This is a genomic window from Paenibacillus sp. FSL R5-0517 (assembly GCF_037974355.1).
GTDB lineage: Bacteria > Bacillota > Bacilli > Paenibacillales > Paenibacillaceae > Paenibacillus.
This window is the reverse complement of record NZ_CP150235.1, coordinates 5,503,204-5,526,036: the sequence shown is the minus strand read 5'-3', so window position 1 is coordinate 5,526,036 and position 22,833 is coordinate 5,503,204. Positions and strand designations below refer to the sequence as shown.

The 22,833-nt window shown below is 48.3% G+C and carries 20 protein-coding genes; 18 read left to right on the top strand and 2 right to left on the bottom strand.

The genetic code is table 11. The features are described from left to right. Positions 1–10 precede the first annotated feature (10 nt). The 7 genes from MKX40_RS24670 (at position 11) to MKX40_RS24640 (ending at position 10,716) form a co-directional block, all read left to right on the top strand. On the top strand, positions 11–898 hold the full coding sequence (locus tag MKX40_RS24670; protein ID WP_253440410.1) for a carbohydrate ABC transporter permease: 888 nt from the start codon (positions 11–13) through the stop codon (positions 896–898). An 18-nt stretch (positions 899–916) separates the two neighbouring features. After that, complete coding sequence (locus MKX40_RS24665) at positions 917–2,422, top strand: extracellular solute-binding protein (protein ID WP_339237202.1); 1,506 nt, start codon at positions 917–919, stop codon at positions 2,420–2,422. A gap of 44 nt (positions 2,423–2,466) precedes the next feature. Further along, the gene (locus MKX40_RS24660; protein WP_339237199.1) at positions 2,467–5,820 is read left to right on the top strand and encodes a glycosyl hydrolase; all 3,354 of its coding nucleotides are present in this window, start codon (positions 2,467–2,469) and stop codon (positions 5,818–5,820) included. A gap of 17 nt (positions 5,821–5,837) precedes the next feature. Continuing rightward, positions 5,838–6,659: a polysaccharide deacetylase family protein gene (locus MKX40_RS24655; RefSeq protein ID WP_339237197.1), complete on the top strand. Its 822-nt coding sequence runs from the start codon at positions 5,838–5,840 to the stop codon at positions 6,657–6,659. Between the two features lie 56 nt (positions 6,660–6,715). Then, entirely contained in the window at positions 6,716–8,875 is a 2,160-nt protein-coding gene (locus MKX40_RS24650; RefSeq protein ID WP_339237194.1) for a glycoside hydrolase family 88 protein, read from the top strand. Between the two features lie 334 nt (positions 8,876–9,209). Continuing rightward, positions 9,210–9,476: a CD3324 family protein gene (locus MKX40_RS24645; protein WP_339237191.1), complete on the top strand. Its 267-nt coding sequence runs from the start codon at positions 9,210–9,212 to the stop codon at positions 9,474–9,476. A 157-nt stretch (positions 9,477–9,633) separates the two neighbouring features. After that, positions 9,634–10,716 carry a nucleotidyltransferase domain-containing protein gene (locus MKX40_RS24640; RefSeq protein WP_339237188.1) on the top strand — a complete coding sequence of 361 codons (1,083 nt, stop codon included), beginning with the start codon at positions 9,634–9,636 and terminating at the stop codon, positions 10,714–10,716. Between the two features lie 140 nt (positions 10,717–10,856). On the opposite strand, the gene MKX40_RS24635 is transcribed toward MKX40_RS24640, so the two are convergent. Continuing rightward, entirely contained in the window at positions 10,857–11,732 is an 876-nt protein-coding gene (locus tag MKX40_RS24635) for a DUF72 domain-containing protein (protein ID WP_339237186.1), read from the bottom strand. Between the two features lie 239 nt (positions 11,733–11,971). On the opposite strand from MKX40_RS24635, the gene MKX40_RS24630 reads away from it, so the two are divergent. The 5 genes from MKX40_RS24630 to MKX40_RS24610 all read left to right on the top strand — a co-directional run bounded on the left by MKX40_RS24630 (position 11,972) and on the right by MKX40_RS24610 (position 16,093). Continuing rightward, a complete protein-coding gene (locus MKX40_RS24630; RefSeq protein WP_339237185.1) occupies positions 11,972–12,715 on the top strand; it encodes a methyltransferase domain-containing protein in 744 nt (247 codons plus the stop codon). A 27-nt stretch (positions 12,716–12,742) separates the two neighbouring features. Next, the gene (locus tag MKX40_RS24625) at positions 12,743–13,735 is read left to right on the top strand and encodes an MBL fold metallo-hydrolase (RefSeq protein WP_339237183.1); all 993 of its coding nucleotides are present in this window, start codon (positions 12,743–12,745) and stop codon (positions 13,733–13,735) included. Between the two features lie 214 nt (positions 13,736–13,949). Further along, complete coding sequence (locus tag MKX40_RS24620) at positions 13,950–14,363, top strand: hypothetical protein (protein ID WP_339237181.1); 414 nt, start codon at positions 13,950–13,952, stop codon at positions 14,361–14,363. After that, the gene (locus tag MKX40_RS24615) at positions 14,360–15,403 is read left to right on the top strand and encodes an FAD:protein FMN transferase (RefSeq protein ID WP_339237179.1); all 1,044 of its coding nucleotides are present in this window, start codon (positions 14,360–14,362) and stop codon (positions 15,401–15,403) included. The genes MKX40_RS24620 and MKX40_RS24615 overlap by 4 nt, the downstream gene beginning before the upstream one ends. Before the next feature lie 36 nt (positions 15,404–15,439). After that, positions 15,440–16,093 carry a ferric reductase-like transmembrane domain-containing protein gene (locus MKX40_RS24610; protein ID WP_339237176.1) on the top strand — a complete coding sequence of 218 codons (654 nt, stop codon included), beginning with the start codon at positions 15,440–15,442 and terminating at the stop codon, positions 16,091–16,093. A 160-nt stretch (positions 16,094–16,253) separates the two neighbouring features. Here the strand turns inward: MKX40_RS24610 and MKX40_RS24605 are convergent, their stop codons facing one another. Beyond that, entirely contained in the window at positions 16,254–16,820 is a 567-nt protein-coding gene (locus tag MKX40_RS24605; RefSeq protein WP_105601152.1) for a phosphatidylglycerophosphatase A, read from the bottom strand. 192 nt (positions 16,821–17,012) lie between these two features. On the opposite strand from MKX40_RS24605, the gene MKX40_RS24600 reads away from it, so the two are divergent. The 6 genes from MKX40_RS24600 to MKX40_RS24575 all read left to right on the top strand — a co-directional run bounded on the left by MKX40_RS24600 (position 17,013) and on the right by MKX40_RS24575 (position 22,808). Next, entirely contained in the window at positions 17,013–18,068 is a 1,056-nt protein-coding gene (locus MKX40_RS24600; protein WP_339237159.1) for a GerMN domain-containing protein, read from the top strand. A gap of 118 nt (positions 18,069–18,186) precedes the next feature. Further along, positions 18,187–18,942, top strand: a complete 756-nt coding sequence (gene rph, locus MKX40_RS24595) for a ribonuclease PH (RefSeq protein WP_253440370.1) — start codon at positions 18,187–18,189, stop codon at positions 18,940–18,942. Position 18,943: 1 nt separating this feature from the next. Next, positions 18,944–19,567 carry an XTP/dITP diphosphatase gene (locus MKX40_RS24590; RefSeq protein WP_091011846.1) on the top strand — a complete coding sequence of 208 codons (624 nt, stop codon included), beginning with the start codon at positions 18,944–18,946 and terminating at the stop codon, positions 19,565–19,567. Positions 19,568–19,918: 351 nt separating this feature from the next. Then, positions 19,919–20,761 (top strand): STM4015 family protein, encoded by an 843-nt coding sequence (locus MKX40_RS24585; protein ID WP_339237153.1) that lies wholly within the window; start codon positions 19,919–19,921, stop codon positions 20,759–20,761. 3 nt (positions 20,762–20,764) lie between these two features. Next, the gene (locus MKX40_RS24580; protein ID WP_339237150.1) at positions 20,765–22,030 is read left to right on the top strand and encodes an STM4014 family protein; all 1,266 of its coding nucleotides are present in this window, start codon (positions 20,765–20,767) and stop codon (positions 22,028–22,030) included. Continuing rightward, positions 22,023–22,808, top strand: a complete 786-nt coding sequence (locus MKX40_RS24575; RefSeq protein ID WP_339237147.1) for an STM4013/SEN3800 family hydrolase — start codon at positions 22,023–22,025, stop codon at positions 22,806–22,808. Before MKX40_RS24580 ends, MKX40_RS24575 begins: the two co-directional genes overlap by 8 nt. Positions 22,809–22,833 lie beyond the last annotated feature (25 nt).

Here is a 22,833-nt window from a genome sequence, read left to right as displayed (position 1 = left end):
AGGAGCGCCCATGAACAGCCGTCTATACAACAGCCCTGCCGGCAAGGTATTTGATATCTTCAATTACGCCATGCTGGGGATTCTGGGCATATTAACTGTCCTTCCTTTCCTGTATATTATAGGGAATTCCTTCGCAACGGAAGCCGAGATCACCGAACGGAGTTTTTTCCTTATTCCGAAGGTGTTTTCTTTCAGTGCATATGAGTATATTTTCTCTTCTTCCACGATCTTTCGCAGCATTGGCGTTTCCATCTTCATCACAGTGGCAGGTACACTGGTGAATCTGTTCTTCACCCTGACGATGGCCTATCCCCTATCCAGAAGTGACTTCTGGGGCCGTAACGTCATGATGAACATGGTGATCTTCTCCATGTTATTCGGCGGTGGCATGATCCCAACGTATCTCGTCATTCGTGGACTGGGACTGCTCGATTCTTACTGGGCCCTTATGCTTCCTGGCGCGATCAGCGCTTTTAACTTAATAGTAGTCAAAAATTTTTTTCAGCAAATGCCGCCCGGGCTGGAGGAAGCGGCCCGCATCGACGGCTGTTCGGATCTCGGCGTGCTGTGGCGAATCGTACTGCCTTTATCGAAGCCGGTCATTGCCACGTTTGCCTTGTTTTACGCCGTGGGACATTGGAACAACTTTTTCTCGGCACTTCTGTACATTTCCGACAGTGACAAATGGCCGCTGCAGGTCATGCTGAGACAGATCGTATTGCTCTCGCAAGCCAGTGTCGGAGATATGGCAAACATGGACCCTAATTTTGTCCAGCCACCAGAGCAGTCGATCAAAATGGCGGTAATCGTTGTAGGTACGATTCCAATTTTGCTGGTGTATCCGTTTTTGCAGAAGCATTTTGCCAAAGGTGTCATGTTAGGTTCAATCAAAGGCTAAAGCCAAGGGGGAGAACGTATGGGACAAAAAACTGGATTCAAAAAAGGTGCACTGCTGCTCTCAGCGTCATTGGTACTTAGTACAATTCTGGGCGCATGCTCCACGGACAAAGCAGATTCAGGAACCGCTGCGGGTGGCACCGATCAGCTCACGATTATGCTGCCGAACTTTGAAGCGGAGAATCCGCCGGACAACAGCCCTGTGATTCAGAAGCTGGAGGAATTGACCAAGGTTGATGTCAATCTGCAATGGGTGCCCAGCAGTTCCTATGAGGACAAATTCAATATCACACTGGCTTCGGGCAAACTTCCGCAAATTATGGTCGTATTGGGGAAATCCCCAAGCTTTATCAATGCAGCCCGGACAGGGGCATTCTGGGAACTGGGTCCTTATCTGAAGGACTATCCAAATCTGAGCCAGATGAATGAAATCATCACCAACAATGCCTCTATCGATGGCAAAACGTATGGGATATATCGGGCTCGCCCTCTGGGACGTAATGGGGTGACTATCCGTAAGGACTGGCTGGAGAATCTGGGGCTGGAAGAGCCGAAGACGATTGATGAATTTTACAATGTATTGAAAGCGTTCACGAAGGATGACCCGGACGGTAACGGAAAGGATGATACGTACGGTCTGGTAGCCAGCAAGTTCACGGGCCCATGGGATAATATGCAGGTATGGTTCGGTGCCCCCAACAAATGGGGAGATGATGGCAACGGGGGGCTAATCCCTGCGCATGAGACACCAGAATACATGGAAGCCCTGAAATTTTTTCGTCAGATCTACAGCGAGGGTCTGGTGAACAAGGACTTTGCCGTGATGGATGCAACGAAACTGCCTGATCCATTTGTGAATGGGCAAGCGGGTGTCATGGTGGATGTAGCAGATAATGCCCAGCGCATGGACCAGAAGATACTGGATAAAGATCCGAATGCGACAGGACGTGTCGATGTGCTGCAAGCCATGGAAGGTCCGAAGGGGCTGCGTGATATGCCAACGTCCGGATATTCCGGAATGATTGCCATCTCCAAAGGCAGTGTCAAAACGGAAGAGGAACTGAAGAAGGTACTGCGCTTCCTGGACCAACTCAATGAACCAGAATTGCAGGCGCTGCTTGGGAATGGACTGGAAGGCAAGCAGTATGAGAAAAAAGAAAACTACATCATTCCTTCCACTGACAAGCTTGCTCTCCGCGATCTGCAGGGCTTGAATCAGATATTGATGTTTGTACCGGAGGACAAAACCCTTCGCGTGCAACAGACACCTGTCCGTGAAAAAGTTGCACAGGTACAGAAAGCCAACGAAGAGATTGTCATTGCCAATCCTGGCGAACCGCTGATCTCTGATGTTTATGCTCAGAAAGGGCCGCAGCTGGACAATATCATTAACGATGCACGTATCAAATATATTGTAGGTCAGATTGATGAGAAAGGATTCGAAGATGCTGTTACCCTGTGGAAGAACAACGGCGGAGATGATTATGTGAAAGAAGTCAATGAACTGTACGCTGCACTGAAGTAGTTGGAGACCAACGATACTCTTGAACAGGCAGGGAGGAAGGCGACATGTGGAACGGGGATGCATTTAGTAATCCCGAGGCGCAGTACCGGGTTCATCCCTTTTGGTTCTGGAACGGGGATATGGAAGAAGAACAGATGAAGCGGCAGGTGGCTGAGATGGCCGTGCAAGGCGTGGGTGGATTCTTTATCTGTCCACGTCAAGGACTGCAAATTCCCTATCTCTCCGAAGCGTGGTTTGATAAGGTGCGGATTGCAGTGGAAGCGGCGGCCGCTCACGGCATGCAGGTATGGTTATATGACGAGTATCCTTATCCGAGTGGAATGGCTGGCGGGGAAGTGACTCTTGATTTTCCTGAAGCCAAGCAGCGTCAGCTCATCCATCATCAACTGATGGTTCAGGGCGGAGAAGCTGTGAATCTGGAGCTGCCATGGGGACGAGTCTTGGTTGCCAAGGCAATTCCCAAGGATGCACAGGGCAAACGGTTGTGGCATGAATTCATTGACTTGCGAAATAAAATTGGCAATATCCAGACGGACCAGGTGTATCAGGAGACCGGACTCACCTCGTATAACCGGAAGAGGTTCTTCACCTACCAAACAGCGTTTCGATTGTTGTGGGATGTGCCCGAGGGTGATTGGGAGTTGATTATATTTCAAGAGATGGAGATCGATGATTTCAAATATTACGGCAACTTTGTTGATCCTTGCCATAAGGAAGCGATGAGTCGTTTTATTGAACTGACACATGAGCGTTATAAGGCAGCGGTTGGAGATCAATTTGAGAGCGTAATCAAAGGCATGTTCTCGGATGAGATCGCACCGCTGGGCCGTATCCCCTGGTCCCAACAGCTTCCCTGTTATTTCAGTGAGCGTTGTGGTTATAGTCTGATCGATTCGCTACCGGCCCTGTTATATGCTGATGTTCCGGACGCGTACCGGATTCGGTATGACTACTATCAGTCCCTGCATCTGCTTCTCAGGGAGTCCTATCACAAACAGGTGCATGATTGGTGTGAGGAAGCAGGAATCAATTACGCGGCTGAGGTACCTGGCGTACGGATGACCACCCAGTTGTTCAGCCATATGCCAGGCGGTGATTCAGCACATGAGAAAATCGGACGATCCTTATCGTGGATTCTGGAACGATATGGCCAAAAGATGCGTGACAATCCCAAGATGGTCAGTTCGCTTGCCAGACAACTGGGCCGAAGCCGCAATCTGATTGAATGTTTCCACAGTGTAGGCTGGTCCATGACGCTACAGGATGCCAAGTGGATGATTGACCGCATGGCCGCCATGGGCACCAATTTCTATAATTTTCACGCCTTTTTTTATACAATCGGTGGGCTTGCGAAGCATGATGCACCGCCGTCTCAATTTTTGCAAAATCCCTACTGGAAGCATTTCCGGCAGTTGGGGGATTACACCGGACGGTTGAGCTATCTCATGAGCACCGGAGCAGCAGACATTCGTATTGCTGTACTTGACCCAACGACGACATTCTGGAGTCTGATGGGCAATCCGCTGCATGGATTCGAGTATAGCGGCGAAGACGAAGCAGAACGGGTGCAATTGAATCGTCTGACGAAGGACTGGATGCGGATCACGACACATCTGCTCGAGAACAGACGTGACTATGACCACCTTGATCCCGAATTGTTGGCTGAAGCTGACTTAACGGATGGCATCATTCAGATTGGCGTTGCCCGTTATGACGTATTGATTCTGCCACCGATGCTGAATCTGGAGGTCGCGGCCTGGGAACAGGTGAAGCGATTTGTTCAGCAGGGAGGGACCACCATTTCTGTTGGGATGCCTCCGCATATTGCTATCCAGCCGGGAAGTCCGGAGGGAGATGAAGCTGCCCAGTTCTTTGGTGCGGGCGAGCAGCCGCAAGAGGTGTACTGGGGCCGTAGCGTGACAACCGATCACGATAACCGTGAAACCATGTGGCATCAAGGTGAGGGGAATGCCTATTTTCTACCCGCAGGAACAGGGCAGGGAGATGACTTTTCGCTGGAGCTAATCTCTCTCCTGCTCGATCAGGTATTGCCTGAACCCATCTGCTGGATCATGGAGGAGGAAAGTGCCTCTCTGCTGATGCACACCCGTCAATTGTCGGCTGGGGAGCATATGATTTTCTTGACTAATCAGGAGGGTCAGGAGTTGAAGGGGCAATTGAAGTTGGTTGCCCGACAGCTGTGGGATGGAGCGGAGCTGATAGATGGTGCTTGTCTGGTGGCAGAACGACTTGATCTGGAGACGGGACAGCTTCAGGCATTGCCGTATACGAGCAGTGGCGGGGAATGGTGCATTTCACTAACGCTGGCGCCTTACGAAGCGCATGTTGTACGCCTTACTTTACAACCAGTGAAGGTAGAGACGGGACCAACGAAGGTGGATGTCACAGACCCAATAAATTCGACATTCCAAACGGATGTTTCAGCAGAAGTGAAGCAAGCCACTAAGATCAGTATTCCTGCGGAGGGACCATGGCGACTGGAAACGGTGCAGCCTAACATCCTGCGAATGGGACAATTCCATCTTCAGGCTTCCAATGCTAATGGTGTGATTCTGGAAAGCCAGCATGTAGCTGTAAAACCGTTTATTGATCAGGCGGCAGAATTATCGAAGCAGCAGCATCTGCCAGTCCAGTTTAATCAGGTATTTGGCACACCGAAAAAGGCATCCGTTGCTTACCCGATCGAGTGCCGTTATACGACCACATTTGAGCTGAGAACGGCATTGTCTGCATGCCTTTTATTCATGGACAGAGCGGCGATCTCGGGCACTTGGTCGATGGAGATTAATGGGCATCTGCTTGAAAAGGAACAATTCGATCCAATTGAAATAACCGACTACAATAATATCGCTTGTGATATTACAGAGCTGCTGCACAGCGGTCTTAACGAAATGACAGTGATTGTGCAGGTAACGAAAGATGAGGATGGCCTCGTGGATCCCCTGTATCTACAGGGAAGATTCGGCGTGGAGTTCCATCATGAAGGCATGACCTCGCTTGTACGGGAGTCGGACACGGCCCTTCGTATCGGACCTGAACCGCAGCCGCTGTATCCCTATTTTGCCGGGGAAATGAGTTATAAACGCACGTTCTGGCTGGATGAGCCAGGGGAAGATGTTGCCTCATTTGAACTGGAATTCAGCGATTGGCGGGTGCAGGATGTAACGGAAGTGCGGGTGAACGGACAAAGTCTGGGTGTACGTTGCTGGTCTCCGTATCGCTGGAAGGGAGATACCTCATGGTTGCGTCCTGGGGCGAACGACATTGAGGTGAGGATTACCAACACGTTGATTGGTCTGCTGGAAGGTACCTATTTTGATTCAGAACATCATCAATTACAGGATGCAGGTCATGTACCTGTTGAAGAATTAGGATAAAGGAGTGGAAGTAAGGGATGGGACATCGTATTCAGTTTGACCGCTATCCAGGTGGTGTGATGAAAGCGTTAACGCTAAGTTATGACGACGGAGTGGTGCATGATCGCAGACTGGTGGAGATCTGTAATCGGTATGGTCTACGGGGAACCTTTAATCTGAACTCCGGTACCCTGGGTAATCCAGGACGTATTGAGGCGGGGGAAGTTGCTGAACTGTATGCGGGTCATGAAGTGGCCGTTCACACGGTTACTCACCCTACGCTGCCTTATGTTCCGAATGAACTATTGACCGAAGAGATTATCGAGGACCGAAAAGCGTTGGAGAAGCTCGTCGGTTATCCGGTTCGAGGCATGGCTTATCCCAATGGAGGATACGACCGTGCGTTAAGCACAAAGCTTGCGTGGCTCGGCATCGACTATGCTCGTACCGTTGAATCTCATAGCAAATACACACTGCCAGACCGGCCGCTTGAATGGCATCCGACCTGTCATCATAACCATGATCTGGCGGGGCATGCTGAACGTTTTATCCAACATTCCAAAACAGGTACACCACTATTACTCTACGTCTGGGGCCACAGTTATGAGTTCAATGATAACGACAACTGGGAGATCATCGAACAGTTTGGTGAGAAGATTGGTCGCAGGAACGACATCTGGTACGCCACGAACATCGAAGTGATTGCCTATTGGAAAGCGGTGCAACGACTGGAGTGTTCAGCCGATCGATCCATCATTCATAATCCGTCTGCCATCCCGGTTTGGTTCACGGCAGATCAGCAGGTAGTTGAAGTGCAGGGTGGGGAGACATTGCGGCTAAGCGAACGAATCAAGGTATAAGGAAGGGGCTGACGATCATTCGTTATTTCCATGAGAACGAGGCGATTGCAGGCAAGGTGTACGATTCAATTCCGGATATATTGACCACGGTGGCTCAGCGTTATATTGGCGATCACCCGCAACAATCCTTTTTGTTCAGAGCTTATCATCAGGGAGGTTTTCGCAGACTGGGGGATTATCGCTACGACCTGAATCTGAATGAGAAATGTGCAGAGGCGCGTACAGGGCAGTACGTGTATGTATGGGGCAAGTTATGGAGCGAGCAGAATGCAACGTTAAATACAGGCCTGAACTGTTATAGTCCAGTGACGATTTATGTGAACGGCGAAGAGGTATTCAAGTCCGAGTTGTTACAGGAATTATTTCCCAAGCGAAGAACCCAGATTCCGATCTCCGTGAGCTATGGGTGGAATGATGTGTTGCTTTGTTTTGTCAAAACAGAAGTGGGATTCGGCGGTGTCTACGGAACAGCCTCATTCAAAAATTTTCCGCTGCATTTCCTTACTCCTGGGACAGATCGTCAGGGTCAGGAAGGCTGGTTATATTCAGAACCTGTCGATGAACCTGTACTATCTCTTCCTCGTGATGGCATGGCGGAAGAAGAAACAGGTCTTACCTGGTATCCACGTAGGAACTGGACAGGGGAGGAACAGAGCAAGGGTTCATTTGCACGCATCTATGGTATGGAACAGCCTGCTGTGGCCTATGCTTGGACGAGGCTGGATGTAACCTTACCAAGATCAACGCCAATTATTTTAAAAGGCAATCATGATGGTGCTTTGACTCTGTATGTGGATGGCAAGGAAATATACTCTGCTGGAAGCAGTGCTAAATTGCACGTTGAACTCCCGCGCCGTTACGGTTCTTGGGATCTAGTCGTGAAAGGTGAAATCCAGGAACAAGGTGGCTCATGGGGATTCAGGTTGGAAGATGACGTAAGTTCGGATTCCACAGGCTGGAGACTAAAATCACCTCATCCGGTTGCGGGGTGCTCTGACCCCTGGCTGTACACAGGTGTGTTTGCTCCTGGCGCTGAACCATCCCATGCCGAAATCGTGCGAACTGATACCGTGTATGATAATGGGGCACAAGGTGTCTATTGGCGGGTAGATCTTCCCGATACCCATGTTCGTCCTTACCTGGAGAACACACATTACGGAAAGTGGAATTATCCGCTTGGTGTTACTTTGCTTGGACTGCTCCGGACAGGACAGGAATTGGGACGGGACGATTACATTCAGTATGTTCGGCAACATATTGAACTGAGCACTTCATTTGACCGCTATGGTCTGTGGGATCGGGAAGCATACGGTGCGGCAGGGATCAATAATCAACTGTCTGCCATCGACAGTCTGGATGATTGCGGTTCGTTTGGGTCCACGCTGCTTGCTGCGATGGAGTTGGGCGATATTCGTGGTGGAAGAGATACCGCGGATCGGATTGCGGGTTACATAACGGATGAGCAGGAACGTCTGGAGGATGGCGCCTTTTACCGGGTTCGCGGCAGCGGGGAGATGCGTCAGGAGACGATGTGGTGTGATGACTTGTATATGAGTACACCATTTCTGATGCGTTATGGTCAGTTGACAGGAGATAGGGCGTACTGGGATGATGCGATCAATCAATTCCTGATGTTCCGCAAATACCTATACCTTCCCGAACAACAGATCATGTCCCATGTGTATGATTTTGTGCGTGGTCGGGCAACAGGTATTCCATGGGGACGCGGGAACGGGTGGGTGCTCTTTTCATTGACCGAACTGTTAACGATCTTGCCACATGATCATGCGAAGCGGCCGGAACTGTTACGTTTCTATCGTGATCTAAGTCAAGGGTATCTGGCGCTGCAAGGGGAAAATGGACTTTGGCATCAGGTGCTGAATCGCCCGGATTCCTATGAAGAAACCTCCTGCACATCCATGTTCATCTACGCTTATGCCCGTGGTATTCGCGAAGGCTGGCTGGAACAGCCAGAGCCTTATCTGGAGGCGGTACGCAAAGGATGGGAGGGAATGACGCGCTTGTCAATTGACTATAAGGGCAATGTATATGGGGTATGCCGGGGTTCCGGGTACTCGTTTACTGCCTTGTATTATCGCGATGACCTGGGGTGGAATCTGAACGACACCCATGGGATTGGCATTGTGCTCTTGGCAGGTATTGAAGCACATAAGATGAACCAGCAGCTCCGTCAGAGGCATCTATCTGAGGCTTAACCAAAAAAGGATCGGATAATTACCTATAAGTATTTCAGAAAATACTTAGAATTTTGGTGCCGTCAATTTGCATTAGGGCGACTCATCCGTTAAACACTTGAACAACAGGCTCTGATATAATAGCACATAACAACTATCTGTTTTCCATGGAGGTGAGGCTATTGAAAACAATCGGGGTAGGATTCTTACATGTACGGCTCTATGCAAAGCCAGTGGAGGATATGGCAATGCTTTGCATAGAGTTTAGAAACAATCATATTGCCAACGATGAATCGTAATATTCTACTGACTGGCTTTGCACCTTATTGATTTATTAAATAAGGGAGTGAGGCCCGTGAAATATTCAAAAGCCGAGTCAATTTTTCCGGAAGAATTGCTACGTATCATTCAAGAATACGTTCAAGGGGAATTGGTTTATATCCCCAAACCCAAAGAGGCACATTTAAAATGGGGCGAGAAAACGAACAGCAAGAGTAGAGTCTCTGCTCGAAACGCTGAGATTAAATCTTTATTCCACAATGGAGTCAGCATAGAGGAGTTGGCGGGGCGATATTTCTTGTCCTGCGAAAGCATAAAGAAAATTGTCTATACAAAGAACTAATGAAATCCGCTAAATCGTCCTATCGACGGTTTAGCGGATTTTGTTCAAAGATGAATTAAATCAACTTATACATAGTAACTGCACATCTAAATCGATAGACTCAAGTTAAGGTTGTTGTGATAAAGAACGGCCCGATCATAAGAAGGGGTGCCAACGAATGGACGAAATTATAAAGAAGACACTACTGGGCAAAAATGAACGACTCATTAACATGGTGATTGAACGTGTAAAAAGAGATTTTATAGACGATATCGCAATAATTGGGCTTACAGGTTCATTTAGCACCGGAGACTATCACGAGAAGAGTGATCTTGATTTAATTATCATTAATAATACAGAAAAAGGATGGGAAATATCCGATTGCTTTATCTTAGATGACGTTGGATATGACATCTATTGCACGCCATGGAATTCAAGAATACAAGAGCAATCCACTTTGGAGAGTCCCAACGTATCGAGCTTAACTGAGCTCAAAATACTCTACTATGCAAAGCCTGAGGATTTGGAGAGATTGAACGACTTCAGGCAAAAAGCACTTGATGCACTTGCGAACCCGATAGGAGAAGCGTGTCTTGATCGAGCAAATAAATGGATCGATCTGGCTAAGCAAGCATACAGTGATACGATGCTAGGTGAAGATATCGGTTCAGTGCGACATGCATCTGCAGACGTTCTGTTTAATTTAGTCAATGCCTTGGTTAGTATGAATAACACGTGCATACAACGAGGAATCAAGCGATATTTGGAAGAGATTCGTACGTTTCGCTATGTTCCTGATGATCTCGATTCCTTATACATGTCAATCATCGAAGCTCATACCATTGAAGATATTCGAATAGCCTCTTTTAATATGTTGAATAGTGTTACGAGGTTATATAGCACGATGTGTGATAACTTCATAATTAAACCTGCTCCGACTTTTGATAATCTGAGGGGAACATATGAAGAATTGTGGTGCAACTACCGCAATAAAATTCTGAACAGTGTTATGACGAACGATGCTTCCTACGTCTTTCTTTCGGTCTATGGAGCACAAGGGTATCTTGATGAAATGGCTCTGGAGAAAGGAACTAAGAAATTTGATATTATGCAGTACTTTGATGCAAGTAATTTACCAGTTGTGAAAGAAAAGTTCCTTGAAGTGATGGATGAATATCTAGACGAATATGATAAGGTCGGCAGAAAAGTCGAACGTTTTACAACCTTCGAGCAACTATATGCCCATTATATGAATCATTGACCTTACCTTAGAGCCCTGAATAATTAACGAAAGTTCGATAAATTCAAATGAAGACAATCGATATAGTGGCTATAGATAACGAGATGAAAAAAGCGGCAATGCCCTCGGGCTTGCCGCTTTTAGTTGACCCCAAACATGGATCAAAATAATTCCAACTGCTCCGGTCCTTCTTCCTTCTCCGGTTCAGTGCGATCAGGAAAAGGCTTCACTGGCAAATCCAGCAGATCCATCATCATCTGTGCATTCGCCGCTGCATCGCCACCGGAGTTGTTGTTAAAAATAACATAGACATCCTTGCTCTGCTCCTGCAATTGCTCCAGATAACCTTTCCACTCCAACAGCTCTTCCTTGTTGTAACGGTACAGATAACGGGTCTCGCGCCAATTGGGTGCACCATTCTGATGCCAGCCGGACACATTGCGCCCATGCATGCGAACCAGTGTCATGTCCGAATCCGTGGCCTGGGGCACGATGGGAATGGAACCCAAACCCGCCTGAGGTTCGTCACAGACGCTGTGAATCCAGCCTTGCTCTTTCATGAACGCAAGTGTTCGCTCACGCATGTCATCTTCATACCAGCTGCGATGGCGGAATTCCAGGGCGCACGGAATGCCCTCCATTCGAAGCTTCACTTCACGAAGCTCTTTCACATTGTCCTTATTACATTCGAACCAGGGCGGATATTGAAATAAGGCTGCCTGCATTTTGCCCGCTTCTATGACGGGTTCCAGTGATTCCCGAAAGGCTTTATACATCTCCGACGTGCTGGTGAAGTAGGGTTTGCCTCTAAGATGTCCGGTCATTCCCTGATAGGCTTTGATGATAAAAGCAAAGGATTCAGGCGTCTCAGCAGCCCATCGTGCCATGCGATCCCGCGGCTGTACGGCGTAGAAGGAACTATCCACCTCCACGGTGGAGAAATATTGTCCGTATAGACTGAGCTTGTCTTTGGCTTTGGTACGGTTCGGATAGAGATCTTCCTGATCCCCCCATCCGGTAAGTCCGATGTGAATCATAAGAACACCTCCTGTTGCTTTTTGAACAACCTCTTATAATTACCCGATTCGCAGGGATATGCGTATGATTAATATTATATCGTGTACATTTTGGCTCTTCAATGTAGGCAATGTACCGGGATTTTTTTGAGTTTGCAGAATAAAGACGTTACAATACATTAAAGCTAGGGGAAATGACCAGGCCTGTACAAAGCGCACTACAGATAGAGGGCCAAGGACCAGGTGGAGGGCGAGATTGAATGACGGAATGGTATGAAAAGAGTTTTGGAGAAGATTATCTTCTCGTATACAAGCACCGGGATGTGCACGGTGCCTATCATGAAGTACATAAAATGATCAATTGGTTGAAGCTTAAGCCTAATGCTGAAGTATTGGATCTATGCTGCGGTATGGGGCGACACTCCCTGGCACTTGCTGATGCAGGATTGCGAGTGACCGGAGTTGATCTGTCCGATGTGCTTTTACGCGAAGCGCGCCTAACAGATACCGAACACCGAGTATCGTGGTGTCATGCGGATATGCGTGAACTGCCGCTGAAAGGTGGTTTCGACGCCGTAGTTAATCTGTTCACATCGTTTGGTTATTTCCTGGAGGACGGAGAACAACTGAAAGTATTACGAGCCATTCATCGCATGCTTCGGCCGGGTGGCAGCTATATTATTGATTTTATGAATACGGCGTATGTGACTCGTCATCTGGTGCCGCACTCCGTCCGAGAGGATGAAGGGCAGCGAATTGAGGAATTCCGCAAGATTGAAGATGGATTTGTGCAAAAGGAAATTCGTATTACCGACACCACATCCGGACATGAACTGCGAGTATATCAGGAGCGTGTAAAGTTGTACACACGTGATCAACTGAGTCAGATGTTAAGTGCAGCTGGGCTCCGGGTAGATCAGGTTCACGGCGGCTATGATGAAGAGAAATATGACGAGCAGACTTCTCCACGCATGATTTTTGTGGGGCGTCGTCCTGTGGAGTGAACGGAGATCGTGAGGAAGGGGGATCATATGAAGCGAACAGAAGAGATGTCCATGACAGAGGGCATATACCGGGTCAAGATCAGCATGTCTTTTCCCTTGCGATGGGTGAACAGTTATGTGTTATCAGAACCGGATGGAAAGATAACCATTATAGATCCCGGACCGCGTAATTCGGAAACAGAACAGGAGTGGAGTGAAGCGCTGGCAGATCTCGGTCTGACCTTTGGCGATATTCGTCAAATTGTACTGACCCACCATCACCCCGATCATCTTGGGTTGTCGGGTTGGATGCAACAGATGACGGGGGCACCCGTCCGAATGTCCACACGCTCACGCGAAGAAGCCGATTATATGTGGGGATCTGATTCACACATTAATACAATATTACCTGATTACTATAGTCGTCATGGTATGCCGGTAGACAAGACTGAACAGATATATGAACATATGAAGACATTTACTTCGCAGATCACGCCCCTTCCGAATGTCATACCTGTTGAAGATGGCGAGTGGCTCGATATGGGCGGGCGACGTTGGGTTGCTGTCGAGACGGGGGGACATGCCCCAGGCCATTTATCCTTTTATGCGCCAGAGTCCATGGAGATTCTGTGCGGAGATGCAGTTTTGCCACAGATTTCACCGAATATCAGTCTGCAACCCGGCAGTGACCCTCAGCCATTATTGTCTTATATGGAAGGATTGCAACGTCTCGGAGAGCTGAACGTCAAGCAGGCATATCCGGGGCATCGGAATCCATTTTCCACATTCAACGAACGGACCGTTCAACTGCTCGAACACCATGAGGAACGACTTCAGAAGCTGGCGGATCGAATGCAGGAGTCACCCGCGAATGCGTATGACATCTGTCTATACATGTTTGGCAATCGGCTTGGTACCCATCAACTGCGGTTTGCCATGAGTGAGACGTTGGCTCATTTGCAGGAGTTAATTCGACGTGAAGTAGTGAAGCAAGTGCAGCAATCGGATGGTACGCTCTATTTTCAAATCTATACGGAATGATGATATCGTTAAGAAAATGATAATTCGATCTTATATAGAGGCTCGGGACAGGAAACTCACCTGTTCGGGGTCTTTTTAGCCTGTCTTAACAGTTCATTCATCTATTTTTAAGCCACCGCGTCTATCATACAACTATGAACTTCGCTAGGGCGTGTCTTAGAACTCCGAAGGAAGCAGATTATGAGACACACCCTAAAGAAAGCAGGGATGAGCGATGACCAGAAAAAAACGAAATCAATGGAGAAAATGGCAAGCTTCAGCGGCAGCAACGTTGACTGTGGCTGCACTCTTTCAATATGTAAGAACTTCGGATGCCTTTGATGTAGCCTACGCAGCGAATGGTACAGACACAAGCGTTACTGCTTCAAGCCAGGTGGATACGCGGGATGATGTGATGGATGAATGGTTCAACAGCACAACGGACAGCAACAACTGGAATACACAGGACAATGATAATGATGATAGTCAATATAATGGAACAACCGATAACACACAATCTGCTGGGCCTGATCAGAGCATGAATAACGAGAGAAGGTACTCAGATTCTGAACGTCCGAGCCAACATAATCAGGATTCAGATTCCGGATATAGCAGTGGCAACTATCAGTCACGCACAGGTGCATCATGAGCCGCACAGTGCAAGTTGCTCGTCCGCTCCGGTTTCAATTCCGTGCGATGAACACGGATGTTGAAGTACAGCTGTCTGCTGGGAAGGAACAAGTTGAACATGCAGCAAACTTAGTGAAGAATTGGTTTGAGACGCAAGAGCAGCGCTTTAGCCGGTTTGTCGCAGATAGTGAACTGAATCGTCTGAATCATGCAAACGGATGGATGCCCATTTCCGCTGCGATGGATGAAGTTTTGAGTCTGGCCTATGGGTATATTGGACTGACTGAAGGGATTTTCCAACCGGGTATCTCGCAGGCTCTTCAGGCTTCTGGATATGATCTAAGCTTCGAGAAAGTGCAACAACGACAACTGCAGCGCCCGCTGCTTGAACGCATTTTGCGAACGAGAACACCTGAAAGTTCAGGAATGATGGAAGATCGTCATGACCACAGTCGTCCGGGATGGATTCAGCGGGAAGGTAGCCGGATGGTTCATCTGGACCCTGGAGCTGAGTTGGATCTGGGAGGAATTGTTAAGGGATGGGCAGTGGAGCGCATTGCGGACTGGTTGCAGCGAACATTGCATATCCCGGCGGGTTTAATTAACGCGGGTGGAGATATTCAAGTATGGGGTACACCGGACTATCCCCAGTGGACCTTGAAAGTAACAGATCCTTTGCAAGAACAGGGGGATGTGTCAGGTACGATTCGTTTACAGCGAGGAGCTGTTGCCACTTCGGGTATCTCGCATAGGCAATGGCAAAATTCAGACGGAAGCCTTGCGCATCATCTCATTGACCCCCGGACAATGGAACCGGCGGATACGGATGTGCTACAGTGTACCGTTTTGGGACAGCATGCGTCGCAATGCGAGATTATTGCCAAGACGGTCTGCATTCTGGGGAGTGCCGAGGCGGTGGGCTGGTTAAACCGACACTATGATCGTCATGACGTCCTGTGGATAACACAGGAGGGAAGCACTTATTTTAGAGGAAATACGGATACGCTCGCTGAGCACTGGCCCGGTTTTGATCCGGATCATCGCTTCAGTCTGATTTAAACGAGGACAAGTCTAACAGATATGGGGGAGCCGGTTATGGCACAATGGATTGTAGATTACCTGCCGACGTGGAATATCATTCGAATTAGTGGAATTGCTGCTTATGTGCTGCTCTTTGCCGGTGTATTTCTGGGCATTGCTCAAGGGATGCCTATGGCCAAGGGCAAACCAAAAGCAGCCATGTTCAAATGGCATACTCGAACGACCTGGCTCGCCTTCGGACTTGGACTCGTGCATGCGTTAACGTTATATATTGATCATTACAGCCCATTTAGCTGGGGAGAACTTCTGATTCCTTTTACCGCCTCCGTGCATCCGATTGGCAGTGGTCTGGGAACGTTATCCTTCTACGGATTAGTGATCGTCCTGTTATCCAGTGACCTGCGGAGCAAATTGGGCCGCAAATGGTGGTTCTTGTTCCACATGCTGTCCTACCCCGTGTTCATTGGTCTGCTGGTTCACGGCATGGTAACAGGATCAGATTCTGGCAACATTATCATGCGAATGATGTATGTATTTACCGGACTCAGTATACTTGGTATCACCGTATTACGTGGCATGTTGCGAGAACGCAAGGGCCCGGAGATCACGATTGGACCGAAATGGACATCCGCTGAGCCAGCTGCCGAGCAGAAGTGGGTTGAAGGTTATGGTCTGGCGGGAACGGTACGACCTAAACATCTCAAATAATAACATGTGGATCATCCAAAAATTATGGTACACATGCAAAAGAAGCGGCCATCAGGCCGCTTTTTCCATGAACAGTTATTTCTTCAAACAGTTATTGCACTAAGCATCTACATACATGTCCAATCTTTCACTTGATTTCAAGTACGAAACGAGTTACGTGTTATACCGTGTCATCGCTGACCGGTTTTTCTCCCAGTGCTTCTTCAAGCTCGGATTGTTTGCGATGGGCGATCCGACTGCTCGCTGCCGATGCAATTGCACCGACAATATCATCGAAAAAGGTGTGGACAGGACCCAGGCTCTTGTCATTCAGTCGTTCGAGCACCCCTGGCTTCAGCTTGTCCACATAGCCATAATTCGTAAATCCGATACTGCCATATACATTGACGATGGAGAATGCCAAAATCTCATCCACGCCATACAGCCCTTCGTCATTCTCAATCATCTCCTGCAAAGGAGATATGAGCTGCCCCTGTTCCGCCAGAATATCAAGCTGAATCCCGGTCAGGACGGCGTTCTGTACCTCACGTTTGCGGAGAACCATCTCCACATTTTCGATACACTCTTCCATCGTAAGACCAGGATAATATTTTTTCTGCAATAACATGACCAGTTCTGCGATCTCAGGGATCGTGACGCCCCGCTTATGCAGCCATTCCCTAGTTGCCTCCGCGACCTTGCGGCTATTCAGGCTGTAAGGGATTTTTTCTTGCTCAGGATGTTCCATGGGCGATTCCTCCTCTGAAGTTAGCAATGTCCCTACTCTTGCTTCCTAATACGTATTAACCGGTTTTACGTTTCTTTAAGATCATCGAACGTATAACTTTTCAGCGAAGCTTTTATCTTTTAGTTATTTTTTGGACAAAGGCTCGTATACATGGTAGTACAAACTGTAAAAATGATGAGGGGGAACGTGATCATGAGAAAGATCCAATCTTTGCGTACGGTATCGGCAGCTGCGCTGCTGAGCATTCCTATGGTGTTGTCAGGTTGTGGCATGTTTGGAGCCCAGTCTTCCGAAGCTGTTGATCCGCCACCGCCCATTCAGGAAGCAGCCATGATTCAGGCAGCCGAAGGGAATGGGGCACTCGCAACGCTCCCGTTAACGACAGTATATCTGCAAGACCAGCAGGGACTGCTCGCTCCGGTATCCCTGACTCTTCCTTCTGGAACAGATGCCAGCAGTCCCAAGACAGCACTGGATACACTTGTCACAGGCGGGGCCTACGCGGGTATGTTGCCAGAAGGATTCCAGGGCGTGCTCCCGCAGGGAACGGTTGTACAGAATGTAACGATTCACGCGGATGACAAGCTGGCAGTCGTGGAGTTCTCGGGTAATTTTGCCAAGTATGATGCGAAGGAAGAACGGAAAATGCTAGAAGCTGTTACCTGGACATTGACGGGAACACCAGATGTGGAGAATGTGCAGATCTGGGTGGATGGCAAAAAGTTAACACAAATGCCGGTAAACAGTACGCCGTTGCCTGAACCGCTGAATCGGGCTGTGGGAATCAATCTGGATCTGGGTGATACTTTGGTGGCGAACAGCAGTCCGGTCACGGTCTATTTCTCAGCAGCTTCACCAGCAGGCATCCAATATTATGTTCCAGTTACACGTCTCGTTACCCCTGGCGAAGATCGGGTGCAGGCAGCATTGAATGAGCTGATCAAGGGACCTGACAAAGGCGGCGAACTGGAAGAAGTCATGACAGGCGGAACAGAGCTGCAATCGGTCAAAACGGCCGAGGATGGCACAGTAACAGTTGCCTTGAAAGATGATATGTTTGCCGAAGGGGATATCGTACCTAGCGAACTGTTACAGTCTGTTGTATTAACCACTGCGGAGAATACAGCCGGCAAGGATGCCAAAGTGCAGATCGAATGGAACGGCCAAAAAACGGTCATGGGTGATGATAACCGGGATTACAGTACGCCTGTTTCCAAGCCTGAATATATCAACGAAATTCCGATTTAATGAACGCAGAATGCATAAGGATGCTTTTAATTGAACTCTTTGGTAAAATATAAGGGATTCGTAAAATTGTTAACAAGCTCAACATTACAGGATGCTTAAGTCGTAGGAGGCAGAAAAAATGAGATCAAACGGACGAAACAGCGAACAGCTGCGCCCGCTGAATTTAACAGTGAACACGAATAAATACGCCGAGGGCTCTGTACTGATTGAAGTTGGAGATACAAAGGTGATCTGTACAGCTACAGTGGAGGAACGTGTTCCTCCCTTTATGAAAGGGCAAGGGAAAGGCTGGGTAACGGCTGAATATTCCATGCTGCCACGTGCAACACATACTCGTAACCAACGTGAAGCCAATCGCGGCAAATTGACTGGACGCACCATGGAAATCCAACGTCTGATTGGTCGGGCACTGCGTTCAGTGGTCAATTTGCAGGCGCTTGGTGAGCGTACGATTACGCTAGACTGCGATGTTATTCAAGCCGACGGAGGCACACGCACAACGTCCATTACCGGTGCGTTTGTAGCGTTGGCACTCGCTGTGAACAAGATTTCTCAACAACACAAACTGCAAGTATTCCCGATTACGGATTTCATAGCAGCAGTAAGTGTAGGTGTTGTGGGTGAACAGCCTGTACTGGATCTGAACTATGATGAAGATTCCAAAGCCAAGGTGGATATGAATCTGGTAATGACAGGCGGCGGCAAATACGTCGAGCTCCAGGGAACAGGTGAAGAAGCGCCATTTGATCGCCGTGAGCTGAACGCAATGCTGGAACTGGGCGAGCAGGGAATTTTAGAGATGATCGAGCGTCAAAAAGAAGTACTTGGACCGATTGCGCTCAAGATTGGCGCGCGTGGATTAGGAGAAGCCTAAGATGAGTTTGGACAGCCCAATCCTCATTGTTGCTACCCGCAATGCGGGTAAAGTCCGTGAGTTCGCACATGCTTTCGCACCGCTTGGCAAAGAGGTCAAGAGCATGTTTGACTATCCGGAGCTGCCGGATGTGGTGGAAGATGGCGTAACGTTTGCGGAAAATGCCTGGAAGAAAGCGAAGGCGGTAGGCGACGCGCTTGGTTTGCCCGTACTGGCAGACGATTCTGGACTTTGTGTAGATCTGTTGGATGGGGAGCCCGGAGTTTATTCAGCGAGATATGCAGGCGAAGGAGCAACGGATGCACAGAACAATGCGAAGTTGCTGGAGACGCTGGAATCGTTGAAATCCGGTGAGGACACTGAGCAGCCGCTTCTCAGTCCGGCTCGATTCGTCTGCGCATTGGTCCTGTACGACCCGACAACTGGTGATAAATATGAATCGGAAGGCACTGCGGAAGGCTGGATCACGGCTGAAGCTGCGGGTGCTGGTGGTTTTGGATATGACCCTCTCTTCTATGTACCTGAATACGAGATGACAATGGCAGAGCTGACGCTGGAACAAAAGCAGGCGATTAGCCACCGTGGTCATGCGCTGAGAGCACTCGTATCCAGACTTGAAGGCTGAGTCGCAACGAGAATTTTTGATTTAGCGTATCAGATGTGAACATCAAAAGCGTTAATGGAAGGAAAGGAGCATTCCGATGGAATGATTCACCAGCCATTAACGCTTTTTTTATATGAATTGAAGTTGTCCAACGGGGTTAGGGAAGCTCCTTCCATATACCTAATGATGGGGGCTATTTCCGCGACTTCATTTCAGAACGTATGTTCCTGTACCTACATAAGAAATGCTTAACATTGCATGATTGGGAACCTCATTGGGACTGGAGTTGGAAGAAGTTGCAAGCTGTGTGTGGTATGGGTTAACATTCAAATTAACGAATCATATATGAACCTTAAACGGAGGGATTTGCTCATGCAAGAAGTGAAGCTTGTTGTATCCTACGATGATTATGAGGACGGCATTCGTATGGAAAAATTAATTAAGGATTTGGCGGCTAAACCGGAGGCCAGCTCACTGGAAAGTCTGGTCATCGGAGATTGGGGACAGGCTTATGAGAGCTCACCTCAAGAGTTCATGAGCACACTCATCCAGTCGGCTTCAAGCTTTCCGTCATTGAAGAAACTGTTCATCGGGGATATGGGATTCGAAGAATGTGAAGTGTCGTGGATTATTCAGACGAATCTTACCCCCTTGTTGGGTGCCTTTCCAGAATTAACATCATTCTCGATTAAGGGCAGTAGCGGCCTTAGTCTGGAACCGCTCCAGCATGCCAAGCTTGAAGAATTGATTATTATCTGTGGCGGTCTCCCGAAAGAAGTGTTATCTTCGATCACCCATGCCAAATTACCTGAATTGCGTAAACTGGAATTATATATTGGCGTCGATAATTATGGCTTCAATGGTTCAATTGAAGATATACTGCCTTTGTTAGAAAAAGGATTATTTCCAAAGCTGGTTTACTTGGGTCTAAAAGATAGTGAAATTCAGGATGAGATTGCGAAAGCAGCAGCGGAAGCACCTATTCTGGATCAACTTGAAGTACTGGATCTATCGGAAGGAACGTTGTCCGATGAAGGGGCAGAGGCCTTACTTGCCAGTGACAAGATCAAGCAGCTGAAACATCTCGATCTAAGTTACCATTACATGACCGATGAAATGATCCGTCGCTGGAACCAATCGGGTATATCCGTAGACGTTAGCGACCAGCAACAAAGTGATGAGGATGACTGGCGTTACCCGTCATTAACGGAGTAGAGGATGTCAGGTTTTACGAAAATAGTTGAAAGTCTGCATCAATCAGATGATGTTCCTGATCTGGATCGGGAGCAGCCATTATTATTGATCGGAAATCCTCATAACCGACGAACGCAAGGGATGCAAGAAGCCAGGTATAGATTAGGGATGAAACCTGCCGTTGTATTGCCTTATGCCCAATTGCTCCAGAACTGGAGACAGGGGGGAACGATCGTTGATATAGTAGATTCCAATCTGCCTGTGCCCCTCGTTCGGATTGACGCTCCTGGTGAGGATTGGGAAGTAGAGCGTGAATTGTTATTCCTTGGAGTTATGAATGATACGTCATGCTTAACAAAAGAAATGGCGGCAGAGGCATTCACAGCAGAGCAGGTACTTGCGTTGGAACAGGAGTGGGGAAGAATCTATGCCCCTGCTCAGTGGTTCCGCGGCTGGAAAGCATGTCTGGATCGAATCGGCCGTGAGACTCGGGAAATATGGCCTGAAGTTCGATTCATGAATGATCCTGCTGACATCCAATTGATGTTTGACAAGAGAACATGTCAGCAGCATCTATACTCTCAGGGGGTTCATGTACCTCCTACGCTCCAGTCTTCACTGCCGATTCGAAGTTACACTGACTTGCGTACAGCGATGCAATCGGCCGGTATGAACCGTGTATTTGTGAAGCTTGCGTGTGGTTCGGGTGCCTCAGGTGTTGTCGCGTATCAGATTAACCCACGTACGGGTGACGAAATCGCCATAACGACGATGGGAATGGAACAGGCGCAGGGCAAGACAATTTTTTATAATGAAGGACGTTTACGCAAGTATTCCCGTAATGGCGAGGTTGCTGCGTTAATGAACTGGTTATGTGCAGAAGGCGCACAGATTGAACGGTGGATGCCCAAAGCCACGTTTGATCAGCGGGCCTATGATATTCGCCAACTGGTTGCGGGTGGACAGGCAGGCCATGCGATTATGCGACTAAGTCGTACCCCTATAACCAATCTGCATCTGCGCAATGAACGTATGTTGCCTGCTGAAGCTGGTCTGGATGAACAGCGGATGTCGCTGGTTCGGACGGCAGCGCAGGCAGCCATGTCTGCTTTTCCCAACTCGTGGTCAGCCGGGATTGATGTGATGCTTACAAGTGATTCGAATCTGCGTGCCTATGTGCTGGATGTGAATCCGTTTGGAGATCTGTTATACAGGGTTGAGCATCATGGTCTTGGAACCTATGAGTGGGAAATGGAACTTTTGCGAAAGGAGCCTATTCAACATGCCTGATATGAACACCATTGTGGGCTCCCATGATCTGTTAATGATTACGCTGGATACGTTACGCTATGACGTAGCCAAGCTGGAAGAGGCGAATTGTCCCAATCTGTGTGGTTCCGGTCCGTGGGAGAAGCGTCATACTCCAGGCAGTTTTACATATGCGGCACACCATGCTTTTTTTGGTGGTTTTATGCCGACCCCTGCCAATACGGATAAGGCATCGCATATAAGATTGTTCCATTCCCGGAATACCGGACTCAAGACTCATCCGCATACCTGGCTGTTTGATACACCGGATATCGTGTCCGGGTTCGCAGCTGAAGGTTACCGTACCATCTGTATTGGCGGCGTCATTTTTTTTACGAAAAAAAACCCACTTGCGAAAGTATTGCCCGGCTATTTCCAACAGAGCTACTGGCGAATGAACTTTGGGGTAACCAACCCCAAATCGACAGAACATCAGGTACAGCATGCATTAAAGCTGCTTGAACAGACGCCGCCGGATGAAAAGATATTTATGTTTTTGAACGTGTCTGCCATTCATGGCCCCAATCGTTACTTTGTGGAAGGTGCCAGGGAGGACTCGGTGGAGACTCAGCGAGCTGCACTTCGATATGTAGATAAGGCACTTGGGCCATTGTTCGAGGCGATGAGGAAACGTTCCCGGCCTGCCTTTTGTTTAGCTTTTTCCGATCATGGTACAGCTTACGGTGAAGACGGGTATCAAGGACACCGGCTTGCACATGATGTCGTCTGGACGGTGCCATACCGTGAATTTTTAGTATAGGACGTATTGCTCTTAACGTATTAAT

Coding starts and splice junctions, on each gene's coding strand:
- MKX40_RS24670 (WP_253440410.1), top strand. CDS start 11: ATGAACAGCCGTCTATACAACAGCCCTGCCGGCAAGGTATTTGATATC.
- MKX40_RS24665 (WP_339237202.1), top strand. CDS start 917: ATGGGACAAAAAACTGGATTCAAAAAAGGTGCACTGCTGCTCTCAGCG.
- MKX40_RS24660 (WP_339237199.1), top strand. CDS start 2,467: ATGTGGAACGGGGATGCATTTAGTAATCCCGAGGCGCAGTACCGGGTT.
- MKX40_RS24655 (WP_339237197.1), top strand. CDS start 5,838: ATGGGACATCGTATTCAGTTTGACCGCTATCCAGGTGGTGTGATGAAA.
- MKX40_RS24640 (WP_339237188.1), top strand. CDS start 9,634: ATGGACGAAATTATAAAGAAGACACTACTGGGCAAAAATGAACGACTC.
- MKX40_RS24635 (WP_339237186.1), bottom strand. CDS start 11,732: ATGATTCACATCGGACTTACCGGATGGGGGGATCAGGAAGATCTCTAT.
- MKX40_RS24630 (WP_339237185.1), top strand. CDS start 11,972: ATGACGGAATGGTATGAAAAGAGTTTTGGAGAAGATTATCTTCTCGTA.
- MKX40_RS24625 (WP_339237183.1), top strand. CDS start 12,743: ATGAAGCGAACAGAAGAGATGTCCATGACAGAGGGCATATACCGGGTC.
- MKX40_RS24620 (WP_339237181.1), top strand. CDS start 13,950: ATGACCAGAAAAAAACGAAATCAATGGAGAAAATGGCAAGCTTCAGCG.
- MKX40_RS24615 (WP_339237179.1), top strand. CDS start 14,360: ATGAGCCGCACAGTGCAAGTTGCTCGTCCGCTCCGGTTTCAATTCCGT.
- MKX40_RS24610 (WP_339237176.1), top strand. CDS start 15,440: ATGGCACAATGGATTGTAGATTACCTGCCGACGTGGAATATCATTCGA.
- MKX40_RS24605 (WP_105601152.1), bottom strand. CDS start 16,820: ATGGAACATCCTGAGCAAGAAAAAATCCCTTACAGCCTGAATAGCCGC.
- MKX40_RS24600 (WP_339237159.1), top strand. CDS start 17,013: ATGAGAAAGATCCAATCTTTGCGTACGGTATCGGCAGCTGCGCTGCTG.
- rph (WP_253440370.1), top strand. CDS start 18,187: ATGAGATCAAACGGACGAAACAGCGAACAGCTGCGCCCGCTGAATTTA.
- MKX40_RS24590 (WP_091011846.1), top strand. CDS start 18,944: ATGAGTTTGGACAGCCCAATCCTCATTGTTGCTACCCGCAATGCGGGT.
- MKX40_RS24585 (WP_339237153.1), top strand. CDS start 19,919: ATGCAAGAAGTGAAGCTTGTTGTATCCTACGATGATTATGAGGACGGC.
- MKX40_RS24580 (WP_339237150.1), top strand. CDS start 20,765: ATGTCAGGTTTTACGAAAATAGTTGAAAGTCTGCATCAATCAGATGAT.
- MKX40_RS24575 (WP_339237147.1), top strand. CDS start 22,023: ATGCCTGATATGAACACCATTGTGGGCTCCCATGATCTGTTAATGATT.